This window comes from Mesorhizobium sp. P160927 (genome assembly GCF_057766385.1).
The window spans coordinates 253150-278644 of the sequence record NZ_JBYMDW010000001.1 but is presented as its reverse complement, the minus strand read 5'-3'; the positions used below and the strand labels follow the sequence as shown (position 1 = coordinate 278644).

Annotated in this window: 19 protein-coding genes, 1 tRNA gene and 1 pseudogene; 11 read left to right on the top strand and 10 right to left on the bottom strand. The window is 62.5% G+C overall.

Translation table 11 applies throughout. From position 1 onward, the window contains the following. Positions 1 to 83: 83 nt before the first annotated feature. The 6 genes from AC3CB8_RS01350 to tkt form a co-directional block, all read right to left on the bottom strand. Positions 84 to 827, bottom strand: a complete 744-nt coding sequence (locus tag AC3CB8_RS01350; protein ID WP_023784534.1) for a DUF899 domain-containing protein — start codon at positions 825 to 827, stop codon at positions 84 to 86. A gap of 173 nt (positions 828 to 1000) precedes the next feature. Then, a complete protein-coding gene (locus tag AC3CB8_RS01345; RefSeq protein ID WP_352564185.1) occupies positions 1001 to 2026 on the bottom strand; it encodes a class I fructose-bisphosphate aldolase in 1026 nt (341 codons plus the stop codon). A gap of 145 nt (positions 2027 to 2171) precedes the next feature. Continuing rightward, entirely contained in the window at positions 2172 to 3368 is a 1197-nt protein-coding gene (locus AC3CB8_RS01340; protein WP_352726597.1) for a phosphoglycerate kinase, read from the bottom strand. A 156-nt stretch (positions 3369 to 3524) separates the two neighbouring features. Beyond that, positions 3525 to 5405 (bottom strand): potassium/proton antiporter, encoded by a 1881-nt coding sequence (locus tag AC3CB8_RS01335; RefSeq protein WP_023784536.1) that lies wholly within the window; start codon positions 5403 to 5405, stop codon positions 3525 to 3527. 186 nt (positions 5406 to 5591) lie between these two features. Further along, entirely contained in the window at positions 5592 to 6602 is a 1011-nt protein-coding gene (gene gap, locus AC3CB8_RS01330; protein ID WP_023773985.1) for a type I glyceraldehyde-3-phosphate dehydrogenase, read from the bottom strand. A 211-nt stretch (positions 6603 to 6813) separates the two neighbouring features. Further along, positions 6814 to 8805, bottom strand: a complete 1992-nt coding sequence (gene tkt / locus AC3CB8_RS01325; RefSeq protein ID WP_023773986.1) for a transketolase — start codon at positions 8803 to 8805, stop codon at positions 6814 to 6816. A gap of 261 nt (positions 8806 to 9066) precedes the next feature. Here tkt and AC3CB8_RS01320 point away from each other — a divergent pair, with 261 nt between their 5' ends. The 4 genes from AC3CB8_RS01320 to AC3CB8_RS01305 all read left to right on the top strand — a co-directional run bounded on the left by AC3CB8_RS01320 (position 9067) and on the right by AC3CB8_RS01305 (position 11610). Beyond that, positions 9067 to 9339, top strand: a complete 273-nt coding sequence (locus tag AC3CB8_RS01320) for a DUF4164 domain-containing protein (protein WP_015315371.1) — start codon at positions 9067 to 9069, stop codon at positions 9337 to 9339. A gap of 12 nt (positions 9340 to 9351) precedes the next feature. Then, the gene (locus AC3CB8_RS01315) at positions 9352 to 9717 is read left to right on the top strand and encodes a cell division protein ZapA (RefSeq protein ID WP_023773987.1); all 366 of its coding nucleotides are present in this window, start codon (positions 9352 to 9354) and stop codon (positions 9715 to 9717) included. Between the two features lie 217 nt (positions 9718 to 9934). Then, the gene (locus AC3CB8_RS01310; protein WP_352564182.1) at positions 9935 to 10594 is read left to right on the top strand and encodes a peroxiredoxin; all 660 of its coding nucleotides are present in this window, start codon (positions 9935 to 9937) and stop codon (positions 10592 to 10594) included. Positions 10595 to 10737: 143 nt separating this feature from the next. Then, positions 10738 to 11610, top strand: coding sequence for an MBL fold metallo-hydrolase (locus AC3CB8_RS01305; RefSeq protein WP_352564180.1), 873 nt, complete (start codon positions 10738 to 10740; stop codon positions 11608 to 11610). A gap of 264 nt (positions 11611 to 11874) precedes the next feature. Here AC3CB8_RS01305 and rpoH read toward each other — a convergent pair whose 3' ends face one another. Together rpoH and AC3CB8_RS01295 are read right to left on the bottom strand one after the other, a co-directional pair. Beyond that, positions 11875 to 12786, bottom strand: a complete 912-nt coding sequence (gene rpoH, locus AC3CB8_RS01300; RefSeq protein ID WP_015315375.1) for an RNA polymerase sigma factor RpoH — start codon at positions 12784 to 12786, stop codon at positions 11875 to 11877. Positions 12787 to 12975: 189 nt separating this feature from the next. Continuing rightward, positions 12976 to 14031 (bottom strand): RluA family pseudouridine synthase, encoded by a 1056-nt coding sequence (locus AC3CB8_RS01295; protein ID WP_352564178.1) that lies wholly within the window; start codon positions 14029 to 14031, stop codon positions 12976 to 12978. Between the two features lie 26 nt (positions 14032 to 14057). Between AC3CB8_RS01295 and AC3CB8_RS01290 the strand changes: the two genes are divergently transcribed. From AC3CB8_RS01290 to AC3CB8_RS01280, 3 genes are all read left to right on the top strand, one after another. After that, positions 14058 to 14441: a fimbrial protein gene (locus AC3CB8_RS01290; protein ID WP_352564176.1), complete on the top strand. Its 384-nt coding sequence runs from the start codon at positions 14058 to 14060 to the stop codon at positions 14439 to 14441. A gap of 36 nt (positions 14442 to 14477) precedes the next feature. Continuing rightward, entirely contained in the window at positions 14478 to 14885 is a 408-nt protein-coding gene (locus AC3CB8_RS01285; RefSeq protein WP_352564174.1) for a VOC family protein, read from the top strand. A 90-nt stretch (positions 14886 to 14975) separates the two neighbouring features. Next, positions 14976 to 15050, top strand: a tRNA-Glu gene (locus tag AC3CB8_RS01280). Between the two features lie 115 nt (positions 15051 to 15165). Here AC3CB8_RS01280 and AC3CB8_RS01275 read toward each other — a convergent pair. Next, positions 15166 to 17238, bottom strand: coding sequence for a sulfotransferase family protein (locus AC3CB8_RS01275; RefSeq protein WP_352564139.1), 2073 nt, complete (start codon positions 17236 to 17238; stop codon positions 15166 to 15168). A 196-nt stretch (positions 17239 to 17434) separates the two neighbouring features. On the opposite strand from AC3CB8_RS01275, the pseudogene AC3CB8_RS01270 reads away from it, so the two are divergent. Next, positions 17435 to 18087, top strand: a pseudogene (locus AC3CB8_RS01270) (IS256 family transposase); the annotation flags it as partial. Between the two features lie 859 nt (positions 18088 to 18946). Continuing rightward, complete coding sequence (locus AC3CB8_RS01265) at positions 18947 to 19312, top strand: hypothetical protein (RefSeq protein WP_352564138.1); 366 nt, start codon at positions 18947 to 18949, stop codon at positions 19310 to 19312. Positions 19313 to 19408: 96 nt separating this feature from the next. On the opposite strand, the gene AC3CB8_RS01260 is transcribed toward AC3CB8_RS01265, so the two are convergent. Then, on the bottom strand, positions 19409 to 19624 hold the full coding sequence (locus AC3CB8_RS01260; RefSeq protein WP_084056335.1) for a hypothetical protein: 216 nt from the start codon (positions 19622 to 19624) through the stop codon (positions 19409 to 19411). Between the two features lie 215 nt (positions 19625 to 19839). On the opposite strand from AC3CB8_RS01260, the gene AC3CB8_RS01255 reads away from it, so the two are divergent. Both AC3CB8_RS01255 and AC3CB8_RS01250 read left to right on the top strand, forming a co-directional pair. Next, positions 19840 to 20076 carry a hypothetical protein gene (locus AC3CB8_RS01255; protein WP_023774098.1) on the top strand — a complete coding sequence of 79 codons (237 nt, stop codon included), beginning with the start codon at positions 19840 to 19842 and terminating at the stop codon, positions 20074 to 20076. Between the two features lie 589 nt (positions 20077 to 20665). Beyond that, positions 20666 to 25219, top strand: a complete 4554-nt coding sequence (locus AC3CB8_RS01250; protein WP_352564136.1) for a PAS domain-containing protein — start codon at positions 20666 to 20668, stop codon at positions 25217 to 25219. Positions 25220 to 25495: the final 276 nt, after the last annotated feature.

The window sequence follows — 25495 nt, the reverse complement described above, 5'->3', positions numbered from 1 at the left end:
CATTTCCGGCGAAAACAGGATCGCCTCGAACGCTCTACCCCCTTGTCTTACGCAATTCCGGAGGCGCTCCGCACTTTTGCTGGTCAGCCATCGTGGCAATCGCGCTCCGCTTGCGGCTCGCCTGCATATTCGTCATGCAGCCGCACCCAATCCATCAGATTGCGGTAGAGGCCGGTCTCATCGCGGCCCTTCGGCGTCAGGTCCAGATAGTGGTAGGCGCCGATCAGTTGTTCGCCGCCGCGGGCACGCGAAACGAAGGTCAGGAAAATGTCGCCGTTCTCGTCCCTATAGAAAACGCTGGCGCCCGGAAGCTCCTTCGATGTCCGGGGTCGGGTTTCGAAATTGTAGGTGGTGTCGCCAGCCGCGATCTGCCTGTCGGTGAAGGAAACCTGCATATCGAAGTTGAAATCAGACGCATAGGACGACACCCAGTCGAACTTCCAGCCCATGCGCTGCTTGTAGGCTAGAAGCTCTTCCAGCGGCGCGCGCGAGATCACGACCAGCGATACGTCGTGGTGCATGAGGTGCTGGTTGGCACCGTCGATATGATCGGCAAGAAAGGAGCAGCCTTCGCAATGATTGACGCAGCCCGGCCCGAACATGAAATGGTAGACGATCAGCTGGCTGTTGGCGCCAAACAGATCGGCAAGTTTCTTCGGCCCCCGTTCGGTCTCGAAGACGTAGTCCTTGCGGATTTTCAACCAGGGCAGTTCGCGCCGCTCGGCCGCGACGCGCTCGCGAAGCCGCGTCAGTTCCTTCTCGCGGGCCAGATGTGCCTTATGAGCCTCGAACCATTCTTCGCGCGAAACGACCTTGTTGCGATGCATGAACTTCTCCCTGTCTGCACCCCAAGGACGTACGGGATGGGCTCGCCCCGACATCGCCGCTGTCAGGAATGCCCGGAGAAAATAAGAATTCGGATGCCTTGACCCAAGGCCGGTGCGCCAAAACAAAACCCGGGCATGTCGGCCCGGGTTTGAAGGGAAGGATAGCAGTAGCTTCAGGCAGCCTGTTCCAGGCTCGCCTTCCATTTCCCAAGTGCCGCCAGGTGGTTCATGTGGGCGCGGTGGGTGAAGGCGGCCTGGCCGGCGGCGATGTTCGAGGGCTTGCCGCTCCATGCCTTCTGCGGGGCGGCCTGCAGCGCGCGGCCATAGGAGAAAGTCAGCTTCCACGGATGCTGGCCGATGGCGTTGATGGCATTGAGGTTGGCGGTTGCCTCCTCGTCCTCCTGGCCGCCCGAGAGGAAGGCAATGCCCGGCACCGCGGCCGGCACCGCCTCGCGGAACAGTTTTATCGTCTTCTCCGCGACTTGCTCAGGACTGTCCACCGTGCCGGACTTCTTGCCAGAAAGCACCATGTTGGGCTTCAGGATCGTGCCTTCGAGGACGACACCGGCAGCGTGGAGCTCGTCATAGAGTTTTATCAGCGTCGCCTTGGAGACCTCAAAACAAGTGTCGATGTCGTGAGCGCCGTCCATCAGCACTTCGGGCTCGACGATCGGCACGATGCCGGCCTCCTGGCAAAGTGCCGCATAGCGGGCAAGCGCATGGGTGTTCGAGTTGATCGAAGTGACCGAAGGCACGCCCTTGCCGGTATCGATGTCGATCACCGCGCGCCATTTGGCGAAGCGGGCCCCGAGCTTGTAATAGTCGGCAAGCCGCTCGCGCAGGCCGTCGAGGCCCTCGGTAATGGTGTCGCCGGGAAAGCCGGCCAGCGGCTTGGCGCCGGCATCGACCTTGATGCCTGGAATGGCGCCTGCCGCCTTGATGATATCGACCAGCGGCGTGCCGTCGGCGGCCTTCTGGCGAATGGTTTCGTCATAGAGGATAACGCCGGAAATGTATTTGGCCATCGCGTCCTTGGCGCGGAACATCATCTCGCGGTAATCGCGGCGGCTGTCGGGGGTAGACTCGACGCCGATGACGTCGAAGCGCTTCTTGATCGTGCCGGAGCTTTCATCGGCGGCCAGCAGGCCCTTGCCGTCGGCCACAATCGCCGCGGCAATGTCTTCGAGACGTTCGCTCATCATGCTTCTCCTAACCGGTTGGTATCGGCCAGCACGACACTACCGCCAAAGGAATGACGCCGGAAAGCTCGAATCGAGCGAAAGTGGCCGGCGCTGCCGCCAGTTCCCTTCGAGTTGATCGAATTGCCGGTGAGCCGTGGCGCCCTCAGCGCTTCAGCACGTCCACGCCGGGCAATGGCTTGCCTTCCATCCATTCCAGGAAGGCGCCGCCGGCGGTCGAGACATAGGTGAAGTCGTCAGCGACATCGGCGTGGTTCAACGCAGCCACGGTATCGCCGCCGCCGGCGACCGAAACCAGCTTGCCTGCCTTTGTGCGCGCTGCCGCATGCCTGGCCGCCGCCACCGTGGCGTGATCGAACGGCTCGATCTCGAAGGCGCCGAGCGGCCCGTTCCAGACCAGCGTCGCGGCGCGGTCGATCCACTCGCCGATCGTCGTCACGGTCCTGGCGCCGACATCGAGGATCATGCCATCGGCCGGCACGTCCGAGATGGCGACGGTCTCGCAGGCCGCACCCGCCTTGAATTCCTTGGCGACGACGCCGTCGACCGGCAGGATTATGGCGCAGCCGGCCTCTGCCGCTTCGATCATGATCTGCTTGGCGGGCGGAGCCAAGTCGTGCTCGCACAGCGACTTGCCGACATCGGTGCCGCGCGCGGCGAGAAAGGTGTTGGCCATGCCGCCGCCGATGACCAGCGCATCGACCTTCTTCACCAGGTTCATCAACAGGTCGATCTTCGTCGAGACCTTCGCGCCGCCGACGATGGCAACGACCGGACGGACCGGGTTACCCAGGCCCTTTTCCAGGGCCTCGAGTTCGGCCTGCATGGTGCGGCCGGCGAAGGACGGCAAGAGGTGCGCCAGCCCTTCAGTTGACGAATGGGCACGGTGGGCGGCGGAAAAGGCATCGTTGACGAAGATGTCGCCATTGGCGGCGAGCCGTTCGGTAAAACCGGGATCGTTCTTCTCTTCGGCCTTGTAGAAGCGGGTGTTTTCCAGGAGCAGCACGTCGCCCTTGTCCATGGCGGCGACAGCGCTGCCTGCCGTGTCGCCGATGCAGTCGGAGGCGAATGCAACGGGACGGCCGAGCACCTCGGCCGTCGCCCTGGCGATCGGCTCCAGCGAGAATTCGGGCGAGGGACCATCCTTGGGCCGACCGAAATGGGCGAGCAGGATGACCTTGGCGCCCTTGCCGGACAATTCGGCGATAGTTGGCGCGATGCGTTCGATGCGGGTGGCGTCGGAGACCTTGCCCTCAGTGACGGGAACGTTGAGGTCGACGCGCACCAGCACGCGCTTGCCGCTGATGTTGCCGATATCGTCCAGTGTCTTGAAGACAGCCATGCCGGTTCCTTTTCGTCTGAAATCGCCGGGACCATACCTGGCATCAATGACGATGCAAGGCTTGGCTGGGGCCAGGTGCGAAATTTTGAGGCGGACGGGGACATAGTCCGTGAAGACCGCCCGGCCTATGTCGGGCGGGGCGAACGGTCGCTCGCGTCAGCTTTCGGCCGACGCTTTCTCGACCGGGGGCTCAGGGGCGTCATCCGCCTGTGTTGCCCCCCGCGCCCCAGCCGGCTTGCGCCAGTTGCGGATAAAGGCGGTGAGACGGTCGCCGATCTCGCCGGCGCTCAGGAACACAGGCACGCGCGCCACCGGCGCGGTCGGCTCGAAGGATAGGCCGAGCCCGGTGATTTTGCCCTTGTCGTCGACGTCGCGCACAATCAGCTCGATCGGACCAAGCAGCACGCGGTCGGCATATTCGGCATGGCCGCCGAGCCGCGCGGTGACCAGCGCACCGACGGTCTGTTTCTGCTCGGCCTCGCTGAGACCGGGCGCATAGGCGGCTTCCAGTTCGGCGGCGGAACGCGCCGGATCGACGGCGAAGGCGCCGAAGAAATCGGCATCCTCCGGATCGACGACGGCCCGGCTGGCGAACAGCTTGTCGAGCAGGCGGGGATAGCGATCGGGCACGAAGATGTAGACCTGATCGCCGGCGGCGAGCCGGCCCATGTCCTGGAAACGCATCGAGCGGCCGTCACGCAGCACCAGCGAGGGCCGCGCCCAGCGCGGGATGCGTTCGCCGCGCGCCACCGGACTGCCCGGCGCCACACGATAGGCAAGGAGTTCGTGATGCGCGGAGCCGGGCAGTTCCAGTTCGACCTTGTCCAGCGGTCCGAGCCGGGCCGGCACGATCAGGCCGAGGCGTCGCGCCAGCGGGCCGACGGTCCAGCCCTGGATGACCAGGGACACCAGAACGATGATGAAGGCGGCGTTGAAGATGGTGCGGCCGTTTTCCAGCCCGCCGAGCAGCGGTGTGATGGCGAGCAGGATGGATACGGCGCCGCGCAGGCCGACCCAGGAGACAAAGGCGACTTCGGGACGCGGCAGGCGGAAGGGGACAAGGCAGAGCCAGACCGCGACAGGACGGGCGACGAACATCAGGAACAGGCCAAGCGCTATCGCAGGCACCATGATCGCCGGAAATTGCGAGGGCGTCGCGAACAGGCCGAGGATGAGGAACATAATGATCTGCGCCAGCCACGACATGCCGTCCTGGAAGCGTTTCAGGATGGTGACAGCGCGGATGTCGGAATTGCCGGCGATGAGCCCGGCGATATAGACCGCCAGGAAGCCGGAGCCGCCGATGGCACCGGCGGCGGCAAAGACCATCAAGGACAAGGTCAGCACGAAGATCGGCAGCAGGCCATGGTCGAGGTTGAGCCGATCGACCAGGCGCACGATGGCTAGGCCGCCAAGCACGCCGACGATCGCGCCAAGCCCCATGTTTATGAGGAAGCCGAGGATCAGATTGGTGACCAGGACATTGGCTTCGGGGTTGGCGTGGGCGGCGATGATCTCGACCAGCGTGATGGTCAGGAAGATGGCGATCGGATCATTGGTGCCCGATTCAACCTCGAGCGTGGAGCGCACGCGCTCGCGCAGATTGATCTCGCCGGCGCGCAGCAGGAAGAACACCGCCGCCGCGTCGGTCGAAGCGACGGCTGCGCCGAGCAGGAAGGATTCCAGCCAGCTGAGGTCGAGCAGGTAGTAGGCGGCGGCGCCGAACAGACCGGTGGTGAGAAGGACGCCGAAGGTCGCCAGCGACAGGGCTGGTCCTGCCGCCTGCCGCAGGGCGTTGAGCGGCGTGCCGAAACCGGAATCGAACAGGATGACGGCGAGCGCCAGTGAGCCAGCAAAATAAGCGATGCGGGCATTGTCGAACTGGATGCCGAGGCCGTCGGTTCCAGTGGCGAGCCCGATGCACAGAAACAGGAGCAGGAGCGGGGCGCCAAAGCGGAAGGCGATCAGGCTCGAAAACGCCGCGGCGACAACAAGCGCCGTGCCGACCAGCGTAACGAGATAGATCGCATGCTCCATCCGTGATTTGCCCCTCGAATTCCTCTGCCTCCTGGCTTCGCGGCAGAGTGGGGCGAAGGCGTGACCAGTGCAAGGCGGGAGGGTGGTTTTTTGCCCGGCGCCGCCGATTTTCGCGCTGCTGCTCCGGCAGATGAAAACGCCCGGACGAAGCCGGGCGTTTCGAGTGTCGGGAAGATCGATCTTCGATCAGGCGATGGTCTTGCCGAAAGCGACGGCGGTGTCGCCCATGCGGTTGGAAAAGCCCCATTCATTGTCGTACCAGGACAGCACCGAAACGAAGTTGCCGTCCATCACCTTGGTCTGGTCGAGCGCCATGATCGAGGAACGCGGATCGTGATTGAAGTCGATCGACACGTTCGGGTGATGGGTGACGCCGAGGATGCCCTTCAGCTTGCCGTTGGAGGCGGCGATGACCGCCTCGTTGATTTCCTGCACCGTGGTCGAGCGCTTGGCGATGAACTTGAAGTCGACGACCGAGACGTTCGGCGTCGGCACGCGGATCGAGATGCCGTCGAGCTTGCCCTTGAGGTCGGGCAGGACGAGGCCGATCGCCTTGGCGGCGCCGGTCGAGGTCGGGATCTGCGACAGGGCGGCGGCGCGGGCGCGGTAGAGATCCTTGTGCATGGTGTCCAGCGTCGGCTGGTCGCCCGTGTAGGAATGGATCGTCGTCATCATGCCCTTTTCGATGCCGACCGTCTCATGCAGGACGGCCGCCAGCGGCGCCAGGCAGTTGGTGGTGCAGGACGCATTCGAGATGACGATGTGGTCCTTGGTCAGCTTGTCGTGGTTGATGCCGTAGACGACGGTCAAGTCAGCGCCGTCGGCGGGCGCCGAGACCAGCACGCGCTTGGCGCCGGCGGTCAGGTGCGCGGCTGCCTTGTCGCGGGCGGTGAAGATGCCGGTGCATTCGAGCGCGATGTCGATGCCGAGTTCCTTCCACGGCAACTGCGTCGGATCCTTGATCGCGGTGACCTTGAACTTTTCCTTGCCGACGGTGATCTGGTCGCCGTCGACCGACACTTCATGCGGAAAGCGGCCGTGCACGCTGTCAAAGCGCAGCAGGTGGGCGTTGGTCTCGACCGGGCCGAGATCGTTGACGGCGACGACATCGATGTCCTTGCGGCCGGACTCATGGATGGCGCGCAGGATGTTGCGGCCGATGCGGCCAAATCCGTTGATGGCAACTCTGACAGTCATTTTTCTCTCCCGGGGAGCTGGAGGGCAGACGATTGGTCCGCAGCTTCATAGCGGCGGATGGGCAAAGAATCCAGCCGCGGCGGACTGGATTTAAATCGATTAGGTTGAGCCAGCCCGGCGAAACCGCTTTTCACGCGATCTCGTCGGGTATTTTGTTTCGTGCATGTCGTTGTCCCAAATCGCGATACACTTTTGGGCGACATGCCAGGCCTCATCTGCCTTGCAGGCGGGCTTCCGCCGCCTTGGCAGCCGCCTCGGCTGTGATGCCGAAATGCGGATAAAGCTGTTCGATCGTACCGCTCGCACCGAAGCCGGTCATGCCGATGAAGATGCCGTCCGAGCCGATGAGATGATCCCAGCCCTGGCGGATGCCGGCCTCGATCGCCATCTTGATCGGTGCGTCGCCGATCGTCTTCTTGCGATAGGCGTCGCTCTGCTTATCGAACAGTTCGAAGCAGGGCACCGAGACGACACGGGTCGGGTGACCATGCTTTTCCAGAAGGTCGCGGGCGCCAAGCGCGATCTCGACCTCGGAACCGGTGGCGAAGATCGTCACAGCGGCCTCGCCGCTGGCGGCGGCGAGTTCATAGGCCCCCTGGCTGCTCAGGTTCTTTTCGGTGAACTCGGTGCGCACCGTCGGCAGGTTCTGGCGGGTCAGCGCCAGGGTCGACGGCGTCTTTTCGGATTCGAGCGCGATCTGCCAGCATTCGGCGGTTTCCACCGCGTCGGCCGGACGGAACACATTGTGGTTGGGAATGGCGCGCAGGGCGGCCATGTGCTCGACCGGCTGGTGGGTCGGCCCGTCTTCGCCCAGACCGATGGAATCATGGGTCATGACGAAGATCGAGCGGATGCCCATCAGCGAGGCAAGCCGCATCGAGGGGCGGGCATAGTCGGAGAAGCACATGAAGGTACCGCCATAGGCAATGAGGCCGCCATGCAGCGTCAGGCCGTTGATCGCGGCAGCCATGCCGTGTTCCCGGATGCCGTAATGGACATAGCGCTGGCCGTAATCGTCCGGCGTGATGTTCTTGGTCTGGCTGGTCTTGGTGTTGTTGGAGCCGGTCAGGTCGGCCGAGCCGCCGATGGTTTCCGGCACCGCGCCATTGATGACTTCCAGCGCCATTTCCGACGATTTGCGGGTCGCGACCTTCGGCTTGTCGGCTGAAAGCTTCTTCTTGTAGTCGGCGATGACGGAGTCGAAATTCGCCGGCAGCTTGCCACTGGTACGGCGCTCGAACTCGGCCTTCAGCTTCGGATCGGCCTTGGCCAGGCGGCCTTCCCAGTCCGTGCGCGCCTTGACGCCGGCCTTGCCGGCGGTGCGCCAGGCGTCGAGAATGTCAGCCGGGATCTCGAAGGGCGGCGAGTCCCAGTTGAAGAACTTGCGCGCGCCAGCGATCTCATCTGGGCCGAGCGGCGAGCCATGCGCCTTGTTGGTGCCGGCCTTGGTCGGGGCACCGAAGCCGATGGTCGTCTTGCAGGCGATCATCGTCGGCTTGTCGGAATGGCGGGCGGCCTCGATGGCATAGGCGATCGCTTCCGGATCGGTGCCGTCGATGTGGCTGGCGTTCCAACCGGAGGCCTGGAAGCGCGCGACCTGGTCGGTGTTGTCGGCAAGCGAGACCGGACCGTCGATCGAGATGTTGTTGTTGTCCCAGAAAACAATCAGCTTGTTGAGCTTGAGGTGACCGGCAAGGGCGATGGCTTCTTGGGAAACACCTTCCATCAGGCAGCCGTCGCCGGCCAACACATAGGTGTAGTGGTCGACAAGGTCGTTGCCGAAGGCGGCGTTCATGATGCGCTCGCCGAGCGCGAAGCCGACCGAATTGGCGAGGCCCTGGCCAAGCGGGCCGGTCGTGGTCTCGATGCCGGTGGCGTGGCCATATTCGGGATGGCCGGCGGTTTTCGAGCCCAACTGGCGGAAGTGTTTGATCTGGTCGATGGTCATGTCTTCGTAGCCGGTCAGGTGCAGCAACGAATAGAGCAGCATCGAACCATGGCCCGCCGACAGGATGAAGCGGTCACGGTCGGCCCAATGCGGGGCTTTGGGGTCGTATTTCAGGAAGCGGGTGAACAGCACCGTGGCAATGTCGGCGCAGCCCATGGGCAGGCCGGGATGGCCAGAATTCGCCTTCTCGACGGCATCCATGGAGAGAAAACGGATCGCATTGGCCATCCGGTCATGTTGTTCACGCGACGTCATGGTACCTCCAGGGTGGGGGTTTGGGGGCTTGGGAGAGCCCTTGAAAAGGGTGCGCGACACATAGCAGGCGCGGGCTTTTAGTCAACAAATCGGGTGCAGATTTGCCGGTCTTGTGATGTCGGCGGTGGACCTACTTTAGCGTTAGCGGGGGACAGTCGCGAGAGCTTTATTGACGTTGCCTTCACCCGGTGCCTAATGTTTCCGGGATAACGCGTTCTGAACGCGAACGATTCGGTGATGGGCAGGGCACAGGACGAAGCCATGACCGGGGAAACCACGCTCAAGGAAGTAATCGCCAGGCTGAGCAAGGCCATCGAAGGGCTGGAAAACGCCGTCGCGGCCAAGCTCGAGCATGAACGCGACTATTCGGAAGCCGAGGCCGAAGTGCAGCGGATGAATGCCGACCGCTCGCGGTTGGCGCAGGAACTCGACAATTCCGAAGCGCGCGCCGAACGGCTGGAAGACGCCAACAAGGAAGTGTCGCGAAGACTGGTGACCGCGATGGAAACCATCCGCGCCGTGTTGGACAGATAGGAGCTGGCCCCGATGGCACAGGTCACGGTTTCAATCGACGGCAAGCAGTACCGCATGGCCTGCGACGAGGGCCAGGAAGAGCATCTGATCGATCTCGCCGAGCGCTTCGACCGCTATGTCTCGCATCTGAAGGATTCTTTCGGCGAGATCGGTGACCAGCGGCTGACCGTCATGGCCGGCATCATGGTGATGGACGAGCTTTCCGAGCTGCAGAAGCGCGTCAAGGGCATGGAAAGCGAAGTGCTGACCTTGCGCAAGACGCGCGACGAGGCGCTGACCAAGGCCGACAAGAGCGACAGCGTGCTGACCGGCGCGCTCGGCGCCCTGGCGCAGCGCATGGAAGATTTGACGGCGACGCTGGCAATCAACAAGGCCTGAGGCGTCTTTGCCGATTCCTGCCGCTTGTCCTCATGCCCGATATCAATCACGTCGTAATTTTTGGCCCTGATCCCGCGTGTGTGGGAAAATTTTTGCGCATCGAGTGAATGACCGTCATCTCCAGCGTTTAATCAGTCGCGCTGCGGTGCTACGATTAGGTGCCGGGGCGCCGGGCGGCGAAGATACCGGCCACATTCACAAGGGGTAGGGATAGGTCATGAGTCTTCGTATCAACGATATCGCGCCGGACTTCACCGCCGAGACCACGCAGGGAGCCATCAAATTCCATGACTGGATCGGCGACGGCTGGGCGATCCTGTTCAGCCATCCGAAGAATTTCACGCCGGTCTGCACGACCGAGCTTGGCACGATGGCGGGGCTCGAGGGCGAGTTCAAGAAGCGCAACGTCAAGATCGTCGGCATTTCGGTCGACCCGGTCGAAAGCCATGGCAAATGGCAGGACGACATCAAGACGGCGACCGGCCATTCGGTGCATTACCCGCTCATCGGCGACAAGGACCTCAAGGTCGCCAAGCTTTATGACATGCTGCCAGGCGGCGCCGGCGAAACCTCGGAAGGCCGCACACCCGCCGACAACGCCACCGTACGCTCGGTCTACGTCATCGGGCCGGACAAGAAGATAAAGCTGGTGCTGACCTACCCGATGACCACGGGGCGCAACTTCGACGAGATCCTGCGGGCGGTCGATTCCATGCAGCTTACCGCCAAGCATCAGGTGGCGACGCCGGCGAACTGGAAACAGGGTGAGGACGTCATCATCACCGCCGCCGTTTCCAACGAGGATGCGATCAAGCGTTTCGGCGCCTACGAGACGATCCTGCCCTATCTCAGGAAAACCAAGCAGCCCTCCGCCTAAGCCGGTACGTCGGAATAGTTTCCGGCTTTCCGCTCCTGCGAACCAAGTCACGCTTGACTGGTTCGTCGGGGCGGACAACGATGCTCACGGTGGGTTCCGGCGGAGAAAATCGTTTCTGCCGGCTAGGTTTGGGGAAGCCGGACGTGCAGATAGCTTTGGCGAAGCCGCAGGTCAGCGGCTTTTATGACAAGCCGACCGGGGCCATCCAGTATGTCGTCGCAGACCCGGCGACGAAGCGATGCGCCATTATCGATCCGATCCTCGACTTCGATGAAAAATCCGGCGCGACCAGTACGATGAGCGCGGATAGCTTGCTCGACTTCATTGGGGAAAACGGGCTGGAACTCGAGTGGATCCTCGATACCCATCCCCACGCCGACCATTTCTCGGCGGCGCATTACCTGAAACAGGAGACTGGAGCGCCGATGGCGATCGGCGACAAGGTCGTCGACGTCCAGGCACTGTGGAAAGTGATCTATAACTGGCCGGACTTTCCGGCTGACGGCTCACAGTGGGACAGGCTGTTCGCCGAGGGTGAGACCTTCCGGATCGGAACCCTTCCGGTCAGGGTGCTGTTCTCGCCTGGACATACATTGGCATCGATTACGTATGTGATCGGCGACGCCGGCTTCATCCACGACACGCTGTTCATGCCCGACAGCGGCACGGCAAGGACGGATTTTCCCGGTGGAAGCGCCGCGCGGTTGTGGCGCTCCGTCCAAGGCATCCTGGCCTTGCCGGAGGAAACCCGGCTGTTCGTCGGCCATGATTACCAGGCTGGCGGTCGAGAACCGATGTGGGAAAGCACGGTCGCGGCACAGAAGGCGACCAACATCCACCTGGTCGCCGCGCGTACAGAGGCCGAGTTCGTCGCGCTACGCGAGGCGCGCGATCGCACATTGCCGATGCCGCGGCTGATCCTGCATGCACTGCAGATCAACATCAATGGCGGGCGGCTGCCGGAGCCGGAAGCCAATGGCCGGCGCTACCTGAAATTCCCGCTGGACGGGCTGTGAGGTTTAGTCCCTTCTCCCCGCCACTATAAGGGGAGAAGGTGGCGGCAGCCGGATGAGGGGCGGCGCCAGCATTGATGATGATGTCCGGCATGTGCTGTTGCTCCGGCAAGAACCTGGCAACCTCAGCGCCGCCCCTCATTGTCCTGCCGGACATTTCTCCCCGTGTAGTGGCGGGGAGAAAGGCGCTGCTTCGGCGGCTTCGCCAACAAAAAGGCGGCGCCAGTTTCCTGACGCCGCCCTGCAATTTCCTGCCCGAAGCCGGCTTTAAGCCGCCGGCTGTGCCTCGATGGTGCGCAGCGCCTGCATCTGGCGCTTGGCGGCGGCCTTGACCGCATCCTGCACCTTCTCGAAGGCGCGCACCTCGATCTGCCGCACGCGCTCGCGGCTGATGTCGAACTCGGCCGACAGTTCCTCGAGCGTCAGCGGCTCCTCGGCGAGGCGGCGCGCCTCGAAGATGCGCCGCTCGCGATCGTTGAGCACGGCGAGAGCGCCCGACAGCATGCCGCGCCGGTTTTCCAGCTCGTCCTGCTCGATCAGCATCTCTTCCTGGCTTTCGTGGTCGTCGACCAGCCAGTCCTGCCATTCGCCGGACTCGCCTTCCGTCGCCCGGATCGGCGCGTTGAGTGACGCGTCGCCGGACAGGCGGCGGTTCATCGACACCACTTCGGCCTCGGAAACGTTCAGCCGCGTCGCGATTTCGGCGATCTGGTCGGGCTTGAGGTCGCCATCGTCCAGCGCCTGGATCTTGCCCTTCACCTTGCGGAGATTGAAGAACAGACGCTTCTGGTTGGCGGTCGTGCCCATCTTGACCAGGCTCCACGAGCGCAGGATGTATTCCTGGATCGAGGCCTTGATCCACCACATGGCGTAGGTGGCGAGGCGGAAACCACGCTCGGGTTCGAATTTCTTGACGGCCTGCATGAGGCCGACATTGCCTTCCGAGATCACTTCGCCGATCGGCAGGCCATAGCCGCGATAGCCCATGGCGATCTTGGCGACGAGCCTCAAATGGCTGGTGACGAGCTTGTGCGCGGCCGTAGTGTCTTCATGCTCGGCGTAACGCTTGGCGAGCATATACTCTTCCTGCGGCTGAAGCATGGGAAAGCGGCGGATTTCTTCCAGATAGCGGCTGAGGCCGCCTTCACCGGAAACGATACTGGGTAATGACTGGGCCATGGTAGCGCCCCCTCTCTATTGGAGTGATGCCCCCGAAACGCGGCGGGCATGTGACGCGAACACCAAAAGGCTCGCTCGCGACAACAGATCTTATACAGGAACAAAACCAGAAAAGACAGGCATTTGTTCAACACGAAACAGTGTGTCACGTTGAAGTGAACAATGCCACTCAGGTTTTTGACGGCAGGTTCAGAGCTTGCGGAAGCCGCCGACGAGTTCCTCCATGTCCCCCGGTAACGGCGCCTCGAACCTCATCGTTAGATGGGTAATCGGGTGCCGAAATGCAAGGAGCCGTGCATGCAAGGCTTGCCGGGAAAATGCCTGGACCTGGCTTTTCAGCGGTTCGGGCAGCCGATTGGCCTTGGTACGGAAGGCGAGGCCGTAGTCCGGGTCGCCAATCACGGGATGGCCGATATGGGCCATGTGGACGCGGATCTGGTGGGTGCGGCCGGTTTCCAGCCGGCATTCGACGAGGCTAGCGGCAGCGAATTCCCGCTGGCCCTCGCCGAAACGCTCCTGCACGGCAAAACGAGTGACGGCGTGCCGTGCGTCGTCACGGCCTTCCGGCACTACGGCGCGGCGAACCCGGTCGGAGGCGCGGCCAAGCGGCGCATCGATCGTTCCGGTCGGCCTCTGCGGTATGCCCCAGACCAGCGCCAGGTAGGCGCGCTCGAGATCACCCGTCAGGCCGTGGTCGGCGAACGCCTCCGACAGGGCCTTGTGGGCACGGTCGGTCTTGGCGACCACCATGACGCCGCTGGTCTCCTTGTCGAGGCGATGGACGATGCCCGGGCGGCGCACCCCGCCAATGCCAGACAGGCTGTCGCCGCAATGATGAATCAGCGCATTGACCAGCGTGCCGGTCCAGTTGCCGGCGCCGGGGTGCACGACAAGCCCCGCCGGCTTGTTGATGACGATCAACTCGTCGTCTTCGTGGAGCACGTCGAGCGCAATGGTCTCGCCTTGCGGCTGAGCCGGCTCCGGTTCCGGCATGGCTACCGACACATTTTCGCCCGCGCGCATCTTTCGCTTGGTTTCGTCGACCGGCTTGCCGTCGATGACGACGGCGCCTTGCCTGATCAGCATCTGCACGCGACTGCGTGACATATCCGGGCCAAGGGCTGCCGCCAGCCACTGATCAAGGCGTTGGCCGGCCGCGTCCGCGCCGGCGACCAGCAAGGTGGGCGCGGCTTCTATCAACAGGTCCTCTATCAATTCGGGGGCCTCTTCGCTATGAGCGCTCATCGAAAAACCATTCCGGAATGTTTGCCATGGCCCGGCCCGATGCCGATGAAGAGCAGGAAAAGCCGCTCGACCCCGAAGTCGACAAGCTGCGCGGCAAGCTCATCCGCTTCATGGCCGTCAATCTCGGCCTGCTCTTTCTGGCTCTTATGGTGGTGATCGCGGCGATTGTCTACAAATCACGCAAAGCAACGCCGGTGAGCCCGCCGCTGGCTGGCGACGTCCAGGTACCCGCCAGCGAACCGCTCACCGGGGACATCGTTCTGCCGGTTGGCGCCAGGGTGGTCGGTCAGTCACTGTCGGGCAACCGCCTTTCGATCGACGCCGAGCTTGCCGACGGCAGCCGTGCGATCTTCATCTATGATATCGCCGAGCGCCGCCTGATCGGCCGTTTCGCGATCCGCAACAAATAGGCAGGCGCCAATGCGGCAAACAGATTTGCCACGGACATGACCGGCTTCGCCGAACACCGTCGTGTCGCGACCGTGGCGCTGGTCGTCGCCAGCTATGACGAGGCGATCGCCTGGTATGTAGAGCGGCTGGGCTTTACGCTGACCGAGGACGTCGATCTCGGCGGCGGCAAACGCTGGGTCACGGTCGCGCCGGCCGACGGGCAGGGCGCCAGGCTGCTGCTGGCCGAGGCGTCCGACGAGACGCAGAGGAAAAGCATCGGCAACCAGACCGGCGGCCGGGTTTTTCTCTTCCTCGAAACCCTCGATTTTGCCGGCGACCATGCAGCGATGCTGGACAAGGGCGTCGAATTCCGCGAGGCGCCGCGTCACGAAGCCTATGGCACGGTGGCGGTTTTCGCCGATCTGCATGGCAATCTGTGGGACCTGATCCAGCCGAAACGCTAACGCGGGGGCGGCTTTTCATTCGATGCGGCAAAGCCGCCGAACCCCAGTTGCTTTTTCCCGGCCGTCAGCCTATATCGCCCCTTCTTGAGCGCGCCCATCGTCTAGCGGTCAGGACACCGCCCTCTCACGGCGGGAACAGGGGTTCGATTCCCCTTGGGCGTACCAGGCTTTCCAAGCACTCCAGGCTGTCTCGACGATTTTCGTTGCTGAATTCTTGCTTCGCACTTTTGGCCAACGCCAGGCAAACCGCGTGCAACCGCGTCTTCGCCGGATATCAGTGTTACCGTCTACCGATGCGTTTTGCGGCACAACCGTGTACCCATCGCAACGGTGCGGTCCAGCGCCAGCTACGCGACGCCAGAAGCGCGTTGCGTTCTGCGAGGAAAGTGTCCCGATTGCGGACCACCGCGTCACGCTCGCGCACGACCGCCTCGCGCTCCAAAATCCGCGCTCGAAGCTCCCTATGGAGATGTTCCGCCTCCTCCATCGCTATCGCCAGAAGATCACAGCTGTCGTTGAATTTCGTTCGCACCAGATCCAGCTGAGCGCGCAGTTCACGGCTTTCGCCGTCGACCGCCATGGAACGCAAAATCTCATACGCGGTCCGGATCAGAGGTGTGACGTCCGGATGGTTTCGCAGATCTTCGATCGAGACTCTTTCGTGATGCAGCTCCTCTGTCAGGAACTTCTCAATCTCAATATCCGACTGGCTGGCAGGAGCCGGCCAGATGATCCCGATTTCGTCTGTCGCATCGCTAAAAAGCCGCCGCCAGTCAGTGCGGAAATCTTCGTGACGCCACAAACAACGTGGCATGTCTCGTGACTGGTGCTCCGCTTCAAGCACATGCCTCAGCCAAAGCAGAAGTGACTTCGCCACCGGAAAGCCGTCTCGCCGCTTCAAAGACAGCGCTACCTCAAGAGGATTGCGGATCGGCAGAAATGCGACCGTATCGACCTCCATCTCGGCCAGGATCGACGATATAAACAGAGCAAATCGGCAAATCCGCGGATCCTTGACAAAAAACAGCTGCTCGTCGCCGAATTCAGTGTCCAGGACTGCTCTGATCTTATGTCGATGCCGCTCCGCGGCTCGCGATTGCATCCATTGCGGGTCGAGCGCTCGCCAGTCATGCCAAGAGGAGTTTGCCGATGCGAGTAAGTCGTCATTGGCGAGAAGCAGGCGGGAGCTCTCCCAATAACCCGTGGGGTTGTAGGAGTCAGCGGGCAGCAGTTTCTTCGGACTGGCCGCTCCCAGTGCGTTAATCACGCCGCCGAGCGCTGAGGTGCCGCTGCGGTGCATGCCAAGGATGAGGATTGCCTTTCTCCGGGGAGACCTTCGGAGGTCGCGCGTCGGGACCGCCTGTTGCGGGCGTTCCGGCAGCGGCAGCCGTGCCGAAAGCCATTCCGAAATTCCTGCCGGAAGCTCCAGCGTTCCGTCCAACACCGGATTTGCACCCCCCGACCCGGCGCTGAACAGGCCGTGATAGTGGAGGTGGACCAGCCGCGCTGTGTCAGGCGCCGCTAGAGCGGCCAACATGTTGAGAGGAAAGTTGTGCGTGGCTGGCAACGTCCGCACGGGGTGGTTTGCGGCGACTGCAGCCAGTGAAAGAGCGGCTTGGCTTGTGCCCCAAAACGCGGTGGCCTCTCCGTCCAGGACCCCGGTCCCTGTGTTGATAATTGGGCCCTCGGGCCATGACTTCAAATCCTCAGCCACTAATCGTTCGAAAATGTCTTCAGCACGCTGAAATAGCCCGTGTGACCGTTTTGCTACAAAAAGCCCAGCATTATAGCTCGCTCGCACTGCCTGACCATGGACAGTTGTTTGCACGATGGGGAGATGGTCATAGTCGACGCCGACAAGTGCGCATGCCTTCCTCCAGTAACTATCGAATGGGTCACCAGGACCCGTCGTGCACATCCCTTTAACATCTACCGGGCGTGCGGCGGCCGATTTTGTGCCCAATGAAAAATCCGGCTCAGCGATGAATATTGTATCGCTATCGAGCTGGATAATTATTGGCGGCCCAGGCCGACGTTCGACGTGGGCGAGCGCATGAACACGATAGGACGGGCCATACTGCGGACAGCAGCTTTCTATCTCGATCGGTAAATATTCTACGTCCAGTCGCTTAAGTTGGTGGCGTGTAGATAAGGATGGGCGACGGCTGCTTCTTGGCGACACGACCGTTATCGGGCATCGCGAATAGGCGCCGGCGAAACACCGTATGCTCTCGCACAGCAAAACGGCTTGCGCTTCGAGAATGCCCGCCTCGGCAAGCAGGACAAATTCGACCCTGTCTTCAACGATGTCGCCAATGTCGCCGCGCCGGCACTTTGCTATTCCGACTTCCAATCCGTTTTCCACCGATCCACCTCAGCCCAAGCCCTCCGATAGCTCGACCATGTCTGCATTCGCAATCAGAAACCGCTACAAGACGACTGCATAATGTGACTGTTTTTGGGATGATCCCGGGTGGCTGATCGAAACTGGCGGAACCTCTATTCCAACGAGCCAAAGTCGAGCGCATTGCAGCGCCTAAAAGAGATTTCTGATCGCGGTCGGCATCGATTGGGACGGCCGGCGCCAGATCCTGGCCGTGGAGATGGCCAATCGCGAGAGCCGCTCGGCCTGGAAGGTGTTCCTGGTGGCGCTGAAGCGGCGCGGCCTCAAGGGCGTCGAGTTGGTCGTCCGACGACCATGCCGGCCTGGTCGCGGCGATCGGCGAGGTGATCCCCGAAGCCGCATGGCAGCGCTGCTACGTGCACTTCCTCAGGAACGCGCTCGATCACCTGCCGAGCAAGCACGGCGACGACTGCCTACAGGAACTCAGATGGCTCTACGACCGCCGCGATCTCGCCGAGGCCAAGGCTGATCTCGCCGCATGGCTGTCCAAATGGTCGGGCCGCTATCCAAGGCTGACGACGTGGGTGGAGGAGACCATCGAGCGCACGCTGACCTTCTTTTGTCTGCCGCGCCAGCACCACAAGCACCTGAAGTCCACCAACATGCTCGAACGCCTCAACGAGGAAATCCGCCGGCGCACCTATGTCGTGCGCATCTTCCCCAACGCCGAGAGCTGCCTGCGCCTGGTCAGAGCGCTGGCCGTCGAGAACCAACGAAAACTGGATGGAGGCCAACCGATACATCAACATGGACGACCTGCGCGAGCACAAGAAGCTCGCTCTGCGCCAAGCTGCATGACCAGCTTCATGGCCGCCCCATTTTTGCATAACTTCACGCACACAACCGATTCCCCTTGGGCGTACCAGGCAACGGTCCTGTCGTTGACCTCCAGACAATCCTGCAGTTTCGGACCCTTTCCGCATGGGCTCCGCATACCTCGAAAGAGCACGCAAAGCCTGCGATAGCGGGGGCTTCCCATACCCCGAATCCAAGCCAATTTAAGTCAAGCCGCGACGCTTGAAAGTAGTGCGTTCTCTGATACTTGGGCGCGGGGATAGCTTTCGCGGCAACCCGGGTCTTGGGTCGGGTAGAGTTTGGAATGGCCTCTGTTAGGACGACATGCACGCACTGCCATGGCGGTAGAAAGATTTTCGATTGCTCGAGATGGCGTGCTTCAAAAGGGTATTGCTGCCCGCAGGGGACACATCAAAGCGGTTGCCCGAGAAAGACCATGATATGCGGGCAGTGTGCCGGGCCTGGAACGATACCAGAAACCGAGTTCAGGCCGTCGCGTAGGCCGTCCTATCGCGACAATTTGCGCTTCGCGGCAATCTATTCCTGGCCTTGTGGGCAGGGGCGGCGGGCAGGTTAAGGTTTGGTTCACCAATAGCCTGTCTACTGGGGACAATTCGCTTTGGGCCTGCGACCACGGATGTACTGGCGCAGCTGTCGAGGCGGAAAGGAAAGGTCGGCTCTGTGCCGGCCTTTTTGTTTTCGGGTACATGGCTCGCATCGGCCAGGCGCCAGGGCGGCTCCGGAGTCGGCTCTCTTCGAACAACTTTTTGGCAGGGATATTGTCATTGCCCGTGTCGGCTCTACCATCGATCCCAGCAGTCCGGCGCGGGTTGCCGGACTGTCGTGACGATGAGGGCTTGCGATGAAACATGTTGCAAAACTGGCGATCGCGGGTTTGATGTCGGCAGGTGTCGCATGCGCATCGGCCGCAACGCTCAACACCATGGACGATGTCGGGACCGCGATCCAGTCCTGCTGGACACCGCCTGCCGGTGCCGGAGATTCGACTGTAACCCTGAGTTTCAGTTTCAAGCGCGACGGTACTCTGATAGGGCCGCCGCGACCAACCGCCGCCAAGGTGGCTGGCGACGACAAGGCGCGTAAGGCGTTCATCGATGCGGCAATAGCGGCGGTGAAGAATTGCACGCCGCTGAGTCTATCGCCGCAGCTATCGCAAGGAATTGCCGGCAACGTGTTTACGCAGCAATTCGTTTCGCCCAAGCACTAGCGGTATGCCCAAAAAACGCCTGCCATGGAGTGGGCATCGGCACGGGTGGTTCGTCGGACCGGAGAACCTTGTCGGGCGTCTTTCCCGCGCCGCGGATCAATGGCTCAGGCGCCGTGCTTCGGCATGCCGTGCCAAATCCGGAGTCTCGAAGACGTAGTCGCTCCAGGCGGATTCCGGGATTTGCCCGGCCAGATAGCACTCCAGCAACAGGCTTTCCTCGGGACTGAGCGGCCGTGGGGCACGCCCGTGATCCAGCCCGAGAGAGTGAAAAAGATTTCTTGTTAGCTCCGATACGGTGAAATGCATCGACATCCCGCGTTCTCCTTTGCGCTTCAACGCAGCAGCACGGGCAAAGGTTTCAGCACCAGACACCGTAATGCCTGATTGATCGCAGGCTCGACGGTGCGTGTGGTCGGCCCCGCCTTTTTCCCGGCTGAATGACCCACGAGTGTTTTCGCGGGAACGTTCGTCTTCGGAACGGGGTCCGCCTCCCGGCGTTGTGGTCGATATCAGGCAGGGAGAACGCCATGGCCACGTTCAGGGAAATGCGGGTACTGGAGATCGTCGAAGACGCCTCACTGACTACCGACCAGAAGATCGCCGAATTGCGCAAGATCGAATCCGAGGCGCGCGGACTGCAACGGGCGGCGTCGGAGAGCCCGATGGGCGACGATGACGGCTGGCAGGACGATCTGCGCCAGGTTCGGCTTGCGCTCGACAAGCTCGGCGCCAAGGAACCGAGGAAGGGCGCGGCATCGCTATAGACCGTTCTAAAGCACGTCGCGTCGAAGCGGATTCAGGCCTTTGTTTTATGCATTAATCGCAAACCATGCGAACTCTTTGACCGGGAGCGCTTACGTTCCTGCATGCCAATTGTTTTTCGGGGCCCGATGACGGAGGAGAGGGCGGTGACACCCTGGCCTGAGACCGTCTGTGGGGCGCAGGCTTAACCACCCTGCGCTCGTAAAACCGCCCGGGAGGCTGGGGTGGACCCGGGAAGGCGCCGTTGTCGACCTGCGGCTGGTAGTCGACATTGGGCGGCGGCCGGTCCCAGATCCGCCTGGCGTCGAGCGGCCGCGGGATAACCACCGTGCCGTCATAGCTGCGAGAGCAGCCGCCGCCGAAAAGCAGCGCCACGCTCAGCAAGAAAGGCCCTATCCGTCCGTACATTAGCAACACCCCTGCGCATGCTTATAGCGCGGCCTTGCTCCGCGCCACAACCGGACGGAATAACGCAGCAGGAACAGGCCGGTTGCGCCGTTAAGGTTAGCGGATCGTTAATGCTTCTGCGGCACATTCCGCCGACGAACCGCGGAGGGAGGGTTCGGCCTTGATTTTCGGGGTGGGGACAGCATGGCGGAAACGGACGAAGCAATCGGCGCGCGGGGCAAGCGCAAGCCCGGCAAGGCAGCCGCGCATGGCGGCGATGGGTCATCCGGCGTCGACATGGATTGCGTCGACGCGCTGCGCCAACTCGTCGAAGCGGGCTCGGACTGGATTTGGGAAACCGACGCGGAACTGCGCTTTTCCTGGCTTTCCCAAGATTATCAGGCGGCAACCGGTATCGATCCGGCAATCGTGCTAGGCCGGTTCCGCTTCGACTTTCTCAACCAGGTCCTGCAGGGCAACCGCGGTGCGGCGGCGCATCTGGAGGATTTGCAGGCGCACCGGCCGTTCCGCGACTTCGTCTACGAACTGAAGGGAGGCCGCCCCGACTGCCGCTGGGTGCTGACGTCAGGCGTCCCGCGTTTCGACAGCGAAGGAAAATTCGTCGGCTATCGCGGCCTTGGCCGCAACGTCACCGCGCTGGTGGCCAGCGCCTTCGAGGCCATGCAGCCGGCGGCTGGCGGCGACACCGTCCAGCATCTCGCCGATCTCGAGCGGACGATGGATGCCATGCATATGGGCGTCGTGCTTCTAGACGCCAGGCTCGATACGCTCATCGTCAATAAGGCCTATCGCGATCTCTCCAGGATTGCGGATGGGGCCGTGACGGTAGGCGCGCCGTTCAGCCTGCTGATGGAACTCAATCGCCGCAACGGCATCTATGGCGACATCGACGAAGAGCAATGGCAGCGCTACCTCGCCACGCGTATCGAAGAGATCAAGAACGGTACCGTCGCGCCTCGGGAGTTTGTCCACACCGACGGGCGCACCATGATGTTCTCCGTCACGGCTCTGTCGGGAGGCAAACGCCTGCTGACCTACTACGAGGTCACCGAGGTCAAGCGGCGCGACGCCGAGATCGAGAACGCCAACGCAAAGATAGCCGAGACTTTCGCCAATCTCCGCACCATGGTCGATCAGATGCCGATCGGTGTTCTCGTCCTCGATGCCGACATGCGCGCCGAGGTCATCAACCGCGCCTTTTACGATTTCTGGCAGATCGACGCCCGGCGCGCCGAGACCGGCTGCAGCTTCCGCGATCTGATGGAAGCCAGCCGCGACATCGACCCGTATGGTTCGGACAACGCGACATGGCAGCGGCATGTCGCCGAACGCGAGGCTGAAATCAGGGCCGGCACAGCTGGAGCGAGGCAGTTCCCGCGCAATGACGGCAGGACGCTGATCTCGTCGATGGCGCCGCTGGCCGGCGGCAAGCGGTTCATTTCCTATGTCGATGTCACCGACATGAAGGATCGCGAGGCCGAACTTGCCGAAGCGCTGGAAAAGGCGCGGCTGGCGGAAGCAGTAATCAACGGGGTCAAGGATCCGATCTTCGTCAAGGACGACAATCTGCGCTTCGTGTTCGTCAACAGGGCCTTCGCGGCGCTGTTCAAGCAGGCGCCGCAAGCCATGCTTGGCAGGCCGGGAAGCGATTTCCTCGGGCCGGACGAGGTCGCGCTGTTCGAAAGCAGCGAACGCGAGGTGCTGGCCGGGGGACAGCAATACGAAGTGGAAGAAAGCTTCGAGGCCGGCGGCGGCACCCGTTCGCGTATCGTCAGGAAGAATCGCGTCCGCATGGCAAGCGGCCGCGACTATGTCGCCGGCTTTCTCTTCGACATCTCCGACATGAAGCGGCGCGAGACCGAAGCCGAAGACGCGCGCAAGCATCTCGCCAGCGTGCTGGAATCGCTGCCGGCGGGCGTCATCATCTACGACCGCGACGACAAGTTCGTCTTCGCCAACCACAGACTGCAGGATACGTTGCCGGCGCTGAAGCCCTTCTGGCAGCCCGGCCGCACCTTCCGCGAAGCGCTGGAGTTCGGCCATTCGGTGGGTTATTTCCGTTCGAGTGGCGATCCTGAGATCGACAGCCTGTACGAAGCCGATTCCGAACGCTGGCTTGACGGCATCCTGGCGCGTTACCGTCTGCCGAATTCCTCCTATGAGCGCCTCAACGCGGATGGCCGCTGGTACCAGGTCTACGATATGCGCACAGGCGACGGCACGTTCATCGGCGTGCGCGTCGACATCACCGACCTCAAGAGCCGCGAGGCGGCGCTTCATGACTCGATGCGCCAGATCGATCTCTTCCGTCATGTCATGGACGAGTTGCCGGTGGCCGCCTTCATCAAGGCGCAGGACCTGAGCATCGAATTCGTCAACAAGGCCTGGTGCGCGCTGACCGGTCTCGCCAAGGACGATGTCATCGGCCGGACCGACCGTCAGCTGTTCAGCGGCGAGGAAGCGGAAGGCTTCAGCCAGGACGACACCGATGTCGTGACGAACGGGAATGTGCGCGAGGTCGAGGAGCCCGTCACTCATCGTGACGGAACGGTGCGGCAGTTGATGACGCGCAAGAGCCGCCTGGTGGCCACGGACGGATCGGTGCATCTGGTCGGATCCAGCACCGACATCACCGACGTCAAGGCGCGCGAGCAAGCTCTGGAAGAGAGCATGCGCGAGAACGAGGTGTTCCGCAGCCTGATCGACAACGTGCCGGTGTCGATCTACGCCAAGCGCTCCGATCTCAGGCAATTCTATGTCAACAAGGGCTGGTGCGATCTCACCGGCTTCAGCAAGCAGGAGGCGATCGGCAAGACCGACGTCGAGATCTTCGGGCCGGATGGCGAGGCCTTCGTGGCCAGCGATCTCGCTGTACTGCGTACGGGCGAGACCCAGGAGATCGAGGAGACGGTGCGCCTTTCAGACGGCAGCGTCAGGCATCAGTTCGCGCGCAAGGGCGCAATGATCGCCTCCGACGGTTCGCTCTACCTGATCGGTTCGACCACCGATATCACGGAACTCAAGCAGCGCGAGGCGGAGCTCAGCGAGGCGCGCCAGCGCGCCGTGCTCGCCGACCGCGCCAAGTCGGAGTTCCTCGCCAATATGAGCCACGAGATCCGCACGCCGATGAACGGCGTACTGGGCATGGCTGAACTCCTGGCCAAATCCAATCTCGATCCGAAGCAGAAGACATTCACCGACATCATCGTCAAATCGGGCAACGCGCTCTTGACCATCATCAACGACATCCTGGATTTCTCCAAGATCGATGCCGGCCAGCTGGTGCTCGACCCGGCGCCTTTCAATCTGGCCGAGGCGATCGAGGACGTGGCGACGCTGGTTTCGACACGGGCCAAGGAAAAGGATCTCGAGCTCATCGTGCGCATCGAACCACGGCTCGAAAGCCTATTCATCGGCGATGTCGGCCGCATCCGGCAAATCGTCACCAACCTGCTCGGCAATGCGGTGAAGTTCACCGATGAAGGCCACGTGCTGGTCGACGTGACCGGCGAACGGGTTCCGACGGGAACCAGGCTGACGATCTCGGTCACCGACACCGGCATAGGCATCCCCGAGGAAAAACTGAAACTGGTGTTCGAGAAATTCAGCCAGGTCGATACGTCCTCGACAAGGCGCCACGAGGGCACCGGCCTTGGCCTTGCCATCACCTCGCGGCTGGTCGACCTGATGGGCGGCGACATTGGCGTCGAGAGCGCCGAAGGCAAGGGGTCGACCTTCTGGTTCACCGTAACGTTGCCGGTGGCCGGGCAGCAGAGCGGGCAGCGCATCACGCCGGTGGACGTGACGGGCGCACGCGTGCTGATCGTCGACGACAACGCCGTCAACCGCGCCATCCTGACCGAGCAGATGATCTCGTGGACGTTCGATTCCTGCGCGGCCGAAAGCGGCGCCGAAGGTCTCAAGGTGCTGATCGCGGCCGCCGCCTATGGCGTGCCTGTCGATTGCGTCGTGCTCGATTACCAGATGCCCGAGATGAGCGGCGCCGAAATGGCGCGCATCGTGCGCAACACCGAAGGCCTCGCCGACACGCCGATCATCATGCTGACATCGGTCGACCAATCGCTTGCCAACACCAGCTACCGCGATCTCGGCATCGATGCCCAGCTGATCAAGCCGGCGCGTTCCTCGGTGCTCCTGGAAACGCTGGTCGCGACCATCCAGCGCCATCGCCACACCACCAGCGGCCACGCCGTTCAAACGCTCGCGGACGAGGCGCCCGAGGCTTCCTGGCCGCCGCCCCTGGCGCCATCGGAGCAGCGCGCGCAATTGCAGCCGCCACAGGTTCGCCCCAGGCTGCCTGCGACGGCCGGCGGGCACAGGCTGGATATACTGGTGGCCGAGGACAATGAGGTGAACCAGATGGTGTTCACGCAAATCCTCGGCGAGACCGGCTATGGTTTCGAGATCGTCGGCAATGGCCGCAAGGCGCTCGACGCCTTCGGCACGCTCAATCCGTGCATGATCCTGATGGATGTCTCGATGCCGGAGATGAGCGGTCTCGAAGCGACGGCCGCGATCCGCCGGCTGGAGCAGGAGACCGGCACGCATGTGCCGATCGTCGGCGTCACAGCGCATGCGCTGAAAGGCGACCGCGAGCGCTGCCTGGAGGCGGGCATGGACGACTATCTGCCCAAGCCGATCAGCCCCAGGGCCCTGCTCGAGAAGGTCGAGCGCTGGGTCGGCGCCGGCCGTCAGGTCCACCGCAACGCGGGATAGAGCCCGCGTCGCCTCGATTGCAGGATCAGGCGAGGCAATCAAGGAATCAGCGGGAGATTCGCTGCGTGCAATGGCTATGGTGCGATCGCGCCATATCAAAGGCCGTGTCCAGCCGGAACAATAGCGAAATCGAATTCCGCTCTTCTCAGTTACGGGCGGGAGCAGCGACCGCCTGCAAGAAACAGTGTCACTCTACCCCAACGGACCTGTTTTTGGCGATGGCCCGGCCATGACACGCTCTGGCTGCGAGCAACGCGCTCCCGTCCGGATTTTCTT